Origin of the sequence: Zoogloea sp., assembly GCF_044344315.1 — a bacterium.
Classification (GTDB): domain Bacteria; phylum Pseudomonadota; class Gammaproteobacteria; order Burkholderiales; family Rhodocyclaceae; genus Zoogloea.
Map to the genome: position 1 here is coordinate 1 of NZ_JBIJDC010000135.1, position 11,799 is coordinate 11,799.

The window sequence follows — 11,799 nt, forward strand, 5'->3', positions numbered from 1 at the left end:
CTTCCTTCTGCACGCCGGGCACGCCGCCCAGGAACTTGTCGGTCACGTCCTTGCCGAGGCCGTCCTTGCGGCAGGAGGCACCGGGCAGGGAGAGGATTTCTTCGGAAATGAACTTGTAGCCCTTGGCGTCGAAGCGCTTGAGGCGGAAGTGCACGGTTTCCTGTTCGTGGATCTTGCCGAAATTGTGGTCGAGGCGTTCCACCTCCAGCCAGTTGCCGTCCGGCGTGACCATCTTCCACCAGGCTAGGTTGTCGAGCGCGGTGCCCCACAGCACGGCCTTCTTGCCGCCGGCGTTCATGGCGATGTTGCCGCCGATGCACGAGGCGCTGGCGGAGGTCGGGTCCACGGCAAACACGCGGCCCGCGGCCGAGGCGGCTTCGGAGACGCGCTCGGTGACCACGCCGGCACCGGTGCGGATGGTGGCGTAGGCGGTGCCCATGGGGCCGTTCAGGCCCGGCATCACCACTTCCTCGACGGGGCCGAGGCTGATGAGCTTTTCGGTGTTGATGACCACGGACTTGGCGTCCAGCGGCACGGCGCCGCCGGTGTAGCCGGTGCCGCCCCCGCGGGGAATGATGGTCAGGCCGAGCTCGATGCAGCTCTTCACCAGCGGGGCCATCTCTTCCTCGGTGTCGGGGTAGAGGACCACGAAGGGATACTCGACGCGCCAGTCGGTGGCGTCGGTGACGTGGGACACGCGGGCGTGCCCGTCAAAACAGATGTTGTCCTTGCGGGTGTGGCGGGCGAGCTCGCGCTGCACGCGCTTGCGCAGCTCGGCGGTGTCTTCGAAGAGCTTGGCGAAGCGGTCGACGGCGCCGTGGGCGGCCACCACCAGGCTGGCCACCTTGGCGCTGCGCTCGGGATCTTCGGCGCTGGCTTCCTCGCGGCGCTTTTCGACCTCATGCAGGCGGTGGCGCAGGGCCCCGATCAGCGCGCCCTGGCGATCCCGGTTGCCGAGCAGGTCGTCCTGCAGGTAGGGGTTGCGCTGGACCACCCATACATCCCCCAGCACCTCGTAGAGCATCCGCGCGGATCGGCCGGTGACGCGCTCGGAACGCAGGGCGTCGAGGGTTTGCCACGCGTCCTGGCCAAGCAGGCGGATGACGATCTCCCGGTCGGAGAAGGAGGTGTAGTTGTAGGGAATTTCGCGCAGGCGTTGGGTCATCGGGATACCTGGATCTGTGCAGCGGAGAACGGAGCATTTTAACGGACCGCTCCGCCTTCTGTCGAAAAACAAAGCCTTACGGCGAGCAGGGGCTCTGGCACAAGCCGCCGGGCTGGCCTGTTCGACACGTGGGGAAAGGGGCGGTTCCGGCAGCAAGGATCGGCATCGGGCCCCTGAAACGCATCGGGCCGGACAGCGTCCGGCCCGACCAGAAACTGGCCAGCCCGCGCCAGGCGGGCCAGCTTGAGCAACTCAGTGACGGCGCCGACGGCCCATCAGGCCGATACCGCCCAGACCGATGAGGAGCAGGCTCCAGCCAGCGGGCTCGGGCACCGCCAGCAGGGCCAGTCGGCCAATTTCGGCGTGCAGGGCAGACGTGGGGTGCTCGTAGTCCCAGTACAGGAAGGCGTCCGGATTGGCGCACACGGCCGGCGTGCCGGTGCCCGCCAGATCCCCGTCAAAGCAGGCGTCGGAGACATTGACCAGGCCAAAGGCCGCCGGGTCGAGGGTCATGCGGGTCTGGGCCGAGAACACGTCGATGGTCGAAATGTCGAGCACCGCAAAGCTGCCTAGGAACCCACTCAGCACCTGATTGAAACCGACGCTGGCAGCCTGGGCAACGCCAGTGACGAAGGGGTTGCCGATAGCGCGGACCTCGGGAGTCAGGGACAGGTCCGGCAGGTTGGGCACCAGGAAATGGCTGGCGCCCAGGGAGGCCAGGCCGCCAAGGGCATTGCCGAGGCTGCTCATCACCGAGCCGATGGCCGTACCCAACACACCATTGATGATCCCGGGCACGTCGGCCGGATTGACCGCCATCGCCGCAGCCTGGACTGCCGCGGCGATGGCGTCGGACAGGTCGTTGGCACCGATCCACAACACATAGAGGGCGTTCGGATCGGTGCCCGTGCCGTGGGTGGCCATATAGCTGGCCACCTGCTGATTGAAGCTGAGGGCGGTGGGCGGCAGGCCCGCCGCCTGGCCATTCACGCGGGCGCCACCGTAGGCGTAGTTGGTTCCACCCAGCTGGGACGGGCTTACGCTGAGGCCCAGCCCATCGGCCAGGAAATCCACGTAGTTACGGCCATTGGTAAAGCGCCCCACGGTGGCCCCGTCGGTGTAGTAGGCCGGCGATGGCACGGCACCGCCGGTCACCAGCAGATCATTGCCGGTGTCCGACAGGCTGTCGCCGAACACATACAGATTGGAATACGGCCCGGCCACAGCACCTTGGGCGGCCGCTACCAGACACAAGGCGGCGGCCCAGCGGCCGACATGCTCCCTGATCCCCATGCTCATCTCCTCCCGTTTTCATTTGGATCGGACCGCTGCCTGCACGGCAATCTCTACCCGCCAGCCCGGCTGGGCCAGGGCCTTGACCTGCACACAGGCCCTGGACGGCGCGGTACCCGGCGGCACCCACGCATCCCAGACCGCATTGACTGCATCGTAGTCAGCCATATCCACAAGATAAAGGGTCACCATCAGCAAAAGATCCTTGCCGCTCCCCGCCTGCCCGAGGAGCGCCTCAAGGCTGGCGAGCATCGCCGCTGTCTGGGCGGTAATGTCAGCTGCCGGCGAAGGGGGCACCTCGACGCAATACACCACGCCACCATGAACTGTGAAATCGGAATACCGCGGGGTCGTCCCGCCTCGCAGGATGTCGGCCATTGTCATCTCCCTGGGGCAAAAGGGCATCATGTTGCAGCGCCCGCGCTCCGGCTGCTACCCTTTGTCGCTTCCCCAGCCGAAAAGCACAGGTTCAGCCATGAGCGCGCAGCACCCCGACTACCTCCAGAAGATCCTCACTGCCCAGGTCTATGACGCGGCGATCGAAACGCCCCTCGACCTGGCTCCGAACCTGTCGGCGCGCATCCACAACACGATTTACTTCAAGCGCGAGGACATGCAGCCGGTGTTCAGCTTCAAGCTGCGCGGCGCCTACAACAAGATGGCCAGCCTCAGCCCGGCGGCCCTCAAGCGCGGGGTGATCTGCGCCTCCGCCGGCAACCACGCCCAGGGCGTGGCCCTGTCGGCCAAGAAGCTCGGCGCACGCGCCGTCATCGTCATGCCCACCACCACCCCCGCCATCAAGATCGACGCCGTGAAGCGCCATGGCGGCGAGGTGGTGCTGGCCGGCGAAAGCTATTCCGACGCCTACGGCCACGCCAAAGAGCTCGAAAAGAGCGAGAAGCTCACCTTCGTCCACCCCTACGACGACGTGGAGGTGATCGCCGGCCAGGGCACCATCGGCATGGAGATCCTGCGCCAGCACCCCAAGCCCATCCACGCGGTGTTCTGCTGCGTGGGCGGCGGCGGCCTGCTGGCCGGCGTGGCGGCCTACATCAAGCGGGTGCGCCCGGAGATCAAGGTGATCGGCGTGGAAACCATCGACGCCGACGCCATGACCCAGTCCCTGGCCGCCGGCAAGCGCATCGAGCTGCCCACGGTGGGCCTGTTTGCCGACGGCGCCGCGGTGAAGCTGGTGGGCGAAGAGACCTTCCGCCTGTGCCAGGAATACGTGGATGAGATGATCCTGGTGGACAACGACGCCATCTGCGCCGCCATCAAGGACGTGTTCGAGGACACCCGCTCCATCCTTGAGCCCGCCGGCGCCCTGGCCGTGGCCGGCGCCAAGGAATACGCCAAACGCCACAACCTCAAGGACAAGACCCTGGTGGCCGTGGCCTCCGGCGCCAACATGAACTTCGACCGCCTGCGCTTCGTGGCCGAGCGGGCCGAGGTGGGCGAACAGCGCGAAGCCGTGCTGGCCGTGACCATCCCCGAGAAGCCCGGCTCCTTCAAGAAGTTCTGCGACCTGCTGGGCAACCGCAACATCACCGAGTTCAACTACCGCTACGCCGATGCGGCCAAGGCCCACATCTTCGTGGGCGTGGGCGTGCACAACCGGGCCGAAGGCGTGCGTATCACCGAGCTGCTGCAACGCCACGACCTGCCCTGCCTGGACCTCACCGACGACGAGATGGCCAAGAGCCATATCCGCTACATGGTCGGCGGCCACGCCCCCCAGGCCGAGAACGAGGTGCTCTACCGCTTCGTCTTCCCCGAGCGCCCGGGCGCCCTCCTCAACTTCCTCGACACCCTGCGCTCCGACTGGAACATCAGCCTGTTCCACTACCGCAACCACGGCGCCGACTTCGGCCGGGTGCTGGTGGGCATGCAGGTGCCCCCGCAGGACCGCGAAGCCTTCCAGGGCTTCCTGGCGCGGCTGGGGTATGAGTATGTGGACGAGACGGGCAACCCGGCTTACCGGATGTTCCTGGGGTAAGAATGCCCGGGCCCCTGTAGTACAGCCTGTATTGCGTATCGCAGATTTACAGCCTACGATGCGTATATAGAAAATACAGCTTGGGGCCTGTATGGAACACTTTACGGTACGCACCGCGGAGCAACTGCCCATGCTCCTGCAGGCCTTCCGCAAGAATGCCGGCCTGACCCAAAGCGAAGTGGCACTGCGCCTGGGGGTTACGCAACAGACCTACTCGGCGCTGGAGCGCAATGCCGAAAAGGTCAGCGCCGGGCGGCTCCTGAAATTGCTCAGGATCCTGGGCGTGGAGCTCGTCCTGAGCAAACCCGGCGCCGACCCGCAACCCGCATCGACGCCAGGCTCTCCCGACGGACCTGTCTGGTAAGCGCACATGGGGCGCCGCTCGCACACCCGCTCCCTCGGGCTCTGGATGAATGGCGCCTTCGTGGGCACCTGGAGCCTGGGTGCACACGGCCCGGACATATTGCAGTACGACCTCGCCTGGACCCAATCGGAGCAAGGGCGCCCCCTCTCCCTGTCCTTGCCCTTCATGCCGGGCAACGAGGCCCACCGCGGCAACACGGTGCGCGCCTACTTCGAGAATCTGCTGCCCGACAGCCAGGACATCCGCGAACGCCTCGCCCGTCGTTACAAGGCGGGCAGCACCGACGCGTTTGCATTGCTGGCGCAGATCGGCCGGGACTGCGTGGGCGCGCTGGAAATACTGCCCCCCGGGGAGACCTGCGCCGGGCCAGGTCCGCTACAGGCAGAGCCGCTCAACGAAGCCCAGGTGGCGCGGGCACTGCGAGAAACGACAAGCACCCGCATGCTGGGGCTGCAGGACGACACTACGGACTTGCGCATCTCCATCGCAGGCGCCCAGGAGAAGACCGCGTTGCTTCACCAGAACGGCGAGTGGTACCTACCGCGCGGCAGCACGCCAACGACCCATATCTTCAAGCTGCCCCTGGGCCTGATTGGCGGCATGAAGCTGGACCTGCGTGACTCGGTCGAAAACGAGTGGCTGTGCGCGCTGATCCTCCGGGCCTTCGGCCTGCCCGTTGCAGCCTGCCAGCCCCGGCAGTTTGAAGACGTGAAAGCGCTGGTGGTCGAACGTTTTGACCGGGCTTGGTGGACCAGCCCGGCTGGCGACATTCGACTGATCCGCCTGCCCCAGGAAGACATGTGCCAGGCCACCGGCACACCACCTAGCCTCAAGTACGAAGCCGACGGCGGGCCCGGCATGGATCGCATCATGGACGTGCTGGATGGCTCGACCACACGCGACCACGACCGCCGCAGCTTCGTCCGGGCGCAACTGGTGTTCTGGATGCTCTGCGCCACCGACGGCCATGCCAAGAACTTCAGCCTCTTCCTGCACCCCGGCGGACGCTACCAGCTGACGCCCCTGTACGACGTGCTCTCGGCTTACCCGGTGGTAGGCGAAGGCGTCGGAAAGCTCTCCCCCTTCAAAGCCAGAATGGCCATGGCGGTGCGATCACAAAACGCCCACTGGAAAATGCGCGACATCCTCCACCGGCACTGGATCGCCGTGGGGCAGCGCCATGGGGTGTCGACCGAGGATGGGCGCCCGGCCGATGCGCTGATCGATGAACTGATCGCGCAAACCCCCCAGGTCGTCGCCACCGTGCGCGCCCAACTCCCGCCGGAATTCCCCATGCCGGTGGCCGACAGTATTTTGGAGGGTTTGCAGGGCGCTGCTGACGGGCTGCGGGGATAAGGCCGACTGCCTGAGTCGCCCCCGAAGGCAAGGAAATCACCCAAAAAGGCACGGCCTTGGACATCACACCGGGGAGTGGGTCTCCAGCCAGTCGCGTAGCGCTGCGTTCATGCGCGTCTGCCAACCCGGTCCGCCTGCGCGGAAAGCGGCGAGAACGTCGCGGTCGAAACGGATGGTGGTCGACTCCTTGTCGCTTCCAGCCGGGCGCCCACGTTGCTTCCGGTAGGCCTCGATCCCCGCCTGCATCTCCTCCCACGTCAGCGGCTTCTCGTCTTCGCTCTCGCCATCCCAGGCATACGGCGCCGTGGCGAGCACCTTGGTCAAGTCAGTCTTGCTCTCGCCGCGCTCAATGGCGGCCCTCATCTCATCGGGTGTCATTGAAGTCATCTTCGAGCCAGCCATGGTAAGCACCCCTTTCCTCTTCACTCGCCGGCCGAAAACTGACAATCCGCAGTGCATCTTCCCGCGCCACATGCACCACCGTCAGTACCGCCAACACGTCAAAAACATAGGCAAACGACTGAGTCCGTTGTTCACCACCACGCACACTCTCAACGTCAAGACGGTAAGGGCTTTCCAGCACCATCACAGCATCAAGAAAATCCAGCCCGTGCTTGTTACGGTTGGCTCGTCGCTTGGTTTCATCCCAAAGAATGTACGTGCTCATCGGCTTTATTGTTGTAACAAGAATTCTGGAAGTCAAGACTTTTCCGTTACTACAAAAATATGGGCATATCCTTTTTCAAGGGGGCGATTCACCAAGGACGTCCAAGCGAGTTCTTTGCGTTCGTCGATACACGGACGCCCATCGGAATACCGTCAGCCGTCACGTGGTTCTCGAGCTTGGATAACTAAAACCGCCAACCAGCCTGCGCCCACAGGCGGGGCAGCCGGTCGGGCTCGGCGGTGCCCGCCTTGCCATCACGCCAGGCCACGGAGGCACGCCAATCGAAGCTTCCATAGCTCCCGGTGAGACCGAAACCATTGCCACTCCGCCGGAGGGTATTGGGTGTACTCAGATAGGGGCGCGCATTGACCGACACCTCACCGTGATCATGGAAAACGCTCCCCACGATGGACGGCGAGAACGCATAGCGCAGCTCAACACTACCCAGCCAACCTTTGTCACCCAGGGCCTCGCTGCTGGCAAATGCGCGGACACCGTAAGGCCCACCCAGGCTGAACTTCTCGGATGAATCGAGATTGCCATCGGTCCACTGCCCCCGCAGGGACAGATTGAGCATGAAGTCGGCCGGCAAACGCTGCTGGCGCTCGGCAGTGAGGTAGAGCTTGCTGTAACTACCCGCCGTCTTAGCCCCCTGAGCATCAATGGCCTCTGCCCCCGGGCTATCGAACGCAAGCAGCCCCTGGCTCCACATCAGACTTGCCTGGGTCAGGCCACCACCGCCCAGACCGTCCCGTGCGTCGCCAAAGGCGCTCAGGGTTCCCACGTTGGCATGCTTTTCGGTCACCGTTGCGGTGCTGCGCACATCATCCTTCAGCTTGCGATACTCGTAGCCAACTTGCGCATAGACGTTGAAATCAACGGAACGCACCCATGGGTAGCGCAAATTAAGCTCGGCAGTGGAAGACCGGCCCACCGCATCCAATGCCTTGAAGGTACTCCCCAGGGCATAGGTGTTGTGCGATACCGCTGCCCCCAGCGTCAGCCCGTCATACCCGACTGGCACCTGGGCTGCCAGGCGCGCGTTGTAAAGCTCCGCGTCACTCGCGAGCACCTTGCCCGAAAAGCGCTCACCCAAGCCCAGCACACTGTTGAGATCGGCGGACACACCAAGCCTGTTGCGACCGGTATACAGGCCGCCGTGGTTATCTGCCTCAATCCGCCCGACGATGACCGGCGCCCCTTCCAGGCGGGTCACCAATACACTTTCGCCCCGCTGACTGCCCGGCGCAAAGCGCGAATCCACCACCCCCGCACCCGGCGTATCGGAAAGCAGCAGCAAGGCCCGTTCTGATGAAGACTTGTTGAACACATCGCCAGCCTTCACGCCGGATAAACGAGACCCGACCGCTTCGTTCGACAGGCGTGAAGCGTTGTCGATCTTGACGCCCTCCAGCTTGCCCTCCAGCACTTCGATGGTGACTATTCCGTCCTGCATCTTCTGCTGCGGGAGATAAGCACGTGCAAGGGTGTAGCCGGCACGACGGTAATGGGCGGTAATTCTGGCGGCGGCGATTTGCAGCTGACGAAGAGTGCGGCTCTCACCCCTTAGGTCGGCGATCAGTACTTCCAGCTCCTCTCCGGAGAGCATAGTTGCACCAATGAATCTGACGCTCCTAACGTCAATGGGAGATGAATCTCCACCAATCCCTAGCCGATCAGCCTGCTTTGGCATAAGTGCTTCTCCCTTCAGGGGAAATGTCGATACTGGCTTTTTCTCTTGAAGCAAGGAGCCAGCATCGGGCCTCGCTTGGGCGCAAGGCTCTCTAACATCGAATAGCACAACGCAAAGCACAAGGGAAAAAACCAATTTATCGAAATGCATTTTTATGCCTAAAAGTGATCGTTAGAATAGCTTAAGGAAACGCTGATTTATTCCACCTCTGCTCCGGCCTGCCGATGTAAATCGAGAGGTTACGAGGGGCTGGTTCGGAAAAAGTCGATGTAATCAGCGCTTCTTTAATCTTCAGAAAAAATCGTATTAAAAACGGAGTACGCCCCCATCGTAGCCTCTCTCCCTATATCAAATACCCCTTCCCTCAACTCCTTCACTTTCAATCTCTCAATCAAAGGCCCCCATTGCTCCTCCATTTCAAAGAAGCCAGCGGTCCCCTCTCCAAAATTCGTGGATATTGAATCATGAAGTGATTTATCCAAGCTCTGGACACGATTGACAGTAGAATCAAGACTCCTGGATATCGAAAAAGCACTATTAACAACATCAAACACAACCGAAACCGATTTCTCCAAGTGCTCTTTTCTATCCACAGAGCAATTAAACACTAAACAATAATCACCTACACTTCCTACTACTACAGACTTCAATGCGTTAATCTGACCACTCTTATAGGCATCAATCCCAGTGACAGCTATTCTAGATATAGCAGAACCCCACATTAGTGTTGTCATCACAGGATCACTACGAAAACCACTTACCTCGCTAGCCACGCCGAACGTTCTTGCTATTTCTTTAACGGGATCGACAACCACACTATCAACAACCCGACCTCCTATTACCTCCGGAACTCTTAATGTCGAATAAAGCACAGCATCACTAAGGGATCCGCTTACAGATAACGTCCCCGGAATAAATGAAATGGAGTAATTTGGCCCCGCATAAAATCCACTGCCTTCTACTATGGCATACACACCCGGCAATCGATCATACCCAGCCACCGACAAAGCCCCCAGCACTTTATCGCCATTAACCAAGCCTGAATTACCATTTGGTAGATCAATCGAATATTTATACGGATCAAAAAACATCGGAACGACATTCCCGTACTCATCAACCATGGAATCAAGAAAGCTATTAGGGACTGATTGAAAATTAGCCCTCAGAACTAGATTTCTCGGCGCAATTACCCACGCCCCACCAACCAAGACATAGTTGGAAGACGCGCTCCCAGAAACACTTAGAGACCCCAAGTCTTCCAAAGCTCTTATTCCGACATCTTTGCTTTTTAAAGTTCCGTTTTTATTAGTATCCACACTCACAAACGGTGCGTCGGAAGGAATGAGATTCTTAATTAAGACGTCATCGGATGCTGCTGCAACCGTTGATCCGTCATACACTTTTCTGCCAATAAGCTCTATTGGGCGAGGAGAGATGGCCCACTTGCCCCCGCTCGCGACCAATCGGTAGTTTCCTGCAGCCTGTCCACCTAAGGTCAGCGTATCCAATGAACTGAGCGCCCACTCTCCGACGTTCACGCCGGAGAGCACCCCGCTGCCGGAAGTGACCGAAACTAAGCCTTTATCGCGTTCAAAAACACCATTCAGGGACGTAACGCTTTCTGCATATGCCTTATTGCTCGCGTCGTACGGGCGCGCACCACTTACAGAAATGGGGCTTGGAGTAATGGTGAGGTAGCCCGGCAAGTAGGAAATTTCATACTTCTGAGACGAAAGCCCGGCCCCGCTGTATCCATATGTACCAGCATCCACAGCCCCAATCGCAGCACCCTCAAGCCGCAGCACGCCTGATAAGGAACCAGAATTGTCACCCGTGGCAAAACCGGCATAGCTGATGTAGTCGCTTGGATTCGGGTTCCAGGGTTGTGCGTTGTATACCTTTGTTTCGTTGGCTGCAGAGACAGTCAACGTGATTTTATCCTTCGTCAGTGCACGCAGTATCGGATAAGAGCTACCTTCAACAATGCGCCAGACTCCGTTGAAGTCCCAACCAGAAAACGTTGCCTGCTGCTTCATCTCTGCGGTGGTATTGCCACCCGGGAGCCCGGAAGTCTGACTGTCATAGTGGCTATTGATGACATTACCATTGCGCAAACCCACCAAGCCGCCAACGCCAGAAGCTTGACCTTGGACCTGCCCGCTTGAGTAGCTGTTGACGATGTAGCTTGACCAATTATGTCCAACTAATCCACCCACGATCTCCGGACTGCTGACATTGCCTACTGCATACGAATTTGTAATCGAGGTTTGGTCAATGGTACCCACCAAGCCACCTACGCCGCCTTGACCGGCTACGGCAACATCAGCGTACGACTGATCGATTGCAATGCACTGACTGCACCAATAAGGTACGCCATAGTGATATGGGGTGGCAAAGCCAATCAAGCCTCCGACATTCCCTCTTCCAGTTACCTTGCCCGATGCGAAGGACTGACTGACCGATGAGCCCCAGCGAAGCTGCCCCGCCAAGGCACCTACTGAATCCAGGCCGGTAATGTTGGCGCCAGAGACTCCAATATTCCTGACCGTCGCCTCCATTGACCCAATAAGACCAACTTCAGATTCGCTGGGCCGATTAATGTACAAGCCATTAACCTGATGCCCTAATCCATCCAGAACTCCCATGAAGTTGCTGGCACCTTGTCCAATCGGCAGAAACCCCTTTCCGCCGTTCCAGTTGGATGTTGCACTCGCGTTGATATCAGTACCGAGGATATATCTGCCAAGCAGGTTGTCATTCATTGCCTGTAGCTGCGCGACCGTTTGAATGACTTTGTAGTTCTCTCCATTGATCGCAAACTCAGGACTGGCACCCGACAGTGTGATGCGTCCTCCCGCACCCAAAACATACTGTCCACCGCCGAACAGCCCCGTATTCAGTGCTACGCCAGCCCCGCTCCCCGACGCATTGATCTCAGCATTGATAAGGATATTCCGCCCCGCGAGCAGGCTGAGACTTGTACCTGAGGTCCAGCTGATGCGGTCCTTGACAAAAATGTCCCCGTTTCCGTTCGAGGCGCCCTGGGTGCTTTGGAGCACAACATCATTGCGAGCCAATTGATCAGAAATCACCCGTCCTGTCAGATCCCCGCCGCTGGGTGCAATCGTCAGATCCGTCGGGTCCAGGAGCCATTTACCAACCTTGCCGAGCGCCGAGACCGTAGGGCACCTCGAATAACCCGAGGTTTTCAATGAATTCCGCCGCGCAACGATGATCGCGACCAAATTCGGTTCAATTTCGCTGA

At 60.4% G+C, this 11,799-nt stretch carries 10 protein-coding genes; 3 read left to right on the top strand and 7 right to left on the bottom strand.

Annotated elements, in window-relative coordinates:
- The 3 genes from ACIQ09_RS19970 to ACIQ09_RS19980 form a co-directional block, all read right to left on the bottom strand.
- On the bottom strand, positions 1-1,165 hold a 1,165-nt coding region (locus ACIQ09_RS19970; RefSeq protein WP_398313803.1), incomplete at its 3' end, for a DUF3683 domain-containing protein.
- Positions 1,166-1,417: 252 nt separating this feature from the next.
- On the bottom strand, positions 1,418-2,458 hold the full coding sequence (locus ACIQ09_RS19975) for an SGNH/GDSL hydrolase family protein (protein ID WP_398313805.1): 1,041 nt from the start codon (positions 2,456-2,458) through the stop codon (positions 1,418-1,420).
- 18 nt (positions 2,459-2,476) lie between these two features.
- Entirely contained in the window at positions 2,477-2,836 is a 360-nt protein-coding gene (locus ACIQ09_RS19980; RefSeq protein WP_296407871.1) for a RidA family protein, read from the bottom strand.
- Between the two features lie 97 nt (positions 2,837-2,933).
- On the opposite strand from ACIQ09_RS19980, the gene ilvA reads away from it, so the two are divergent.
- From ilvA to ACIQ09_RS19995, 3 genes are all read left to right on the top strand, one after another.
- Complete coding sequence (gene ilvA, locus ACIQ09_RS19985) at positions 2,934-4,454, top strand: threonine ammonia-lyase, biosynthetic (protein WP_398313807.1); 1,521 nt, start codon at positions 2,934-2,936, stop codon at positions 4,452-4,454.
- A gap of 91 nt (positions 4,455-4,545) precedes the next feature.
- The gene (locus tag ACIQ09_RS19990; RefSeq protein ID WP_398313809.1) at positions 4,546-4,818 is read left to right on the top strand and encodes a helix-turn-helix transcriptional regulator; all 273 of its coding nucleotides are present in this window, start codon (positions 4,546-4,548) and stop codon (positions 4,816-4,818) included.
- 6 nt (positions 4,819-4,824) lie between these two features.
- The gene (locus ACIQ09_RS19995) at positions 4,825-6,174 is read left to right on the top strand and encodes a type II toxin-antitoxin system HipA family toxin (RefSeq protein WP_398313811.1); all 1,350 of its coding nucleotides are present in this window, start codon (positions 4,825-4,827) and stop codon (positions 6,172-6,174) included.
- A gap of 63 nt (positions 6,175-6,237) precedes the next feature.
- On the opposite strand, the gene ACIQ09_RS20000 is transcribed toward ACIQ09_RS19995, so the two are convergent.
- The 4 genes from ACIQ09_RS20000 to ACIQ09_RS20015 form a co-directional block, all read right to left on the bottom strand.
- Positions 6,238-6,561, bottom strand: a complete 324-nt coding sequence (locus ACIQ09_RS20000; RefSeq protein WP_398313813.1) for a BrnA antitoxin family protein — start codon at positions 6,559-6,561, stop codon at positions 6,238-6,240.
- On the bottom strand, positions 6,539-6,841 hold the full coding sequence (locus ACIQ09_RS20005; protein ID WP_398313815.1) for a BrnT family toxin: 303 nt from the start codon (positions 6,839-6,841) through the stop codon (positions 6,539-6,541). The genes ACIQ09_RS20000 and ACIQ09_RS20005 overlap by 23 nt, the downstream gene beginning before the upstream one ends.
- A gap of 184 nt (positions 6,842-7,025) precedes the next feature.
- On the bottom strand, positions 7,026-8,684 hold the full coding sequence (locus ACIQ09_RS20010) for a ShlB/FhaC/HecB family hemolysin secretion/activation protein (RefSeq protein WP_398313817.1): 1,659 nt from the start codon (positions 8,682-8,684) through the stop codon (positions 7,026-7,028).
- 134 nt (positions 8,685-8,818) lie between these two features.
- Positions 8,819-11,799, bottom strand: a 2,981-nt coding sequence (locus ACIQ09_RS20015) for a YDG domain-containing protein (protein WP_398313819.1), incomplete at its 5' end; no start/stop codon positions are given.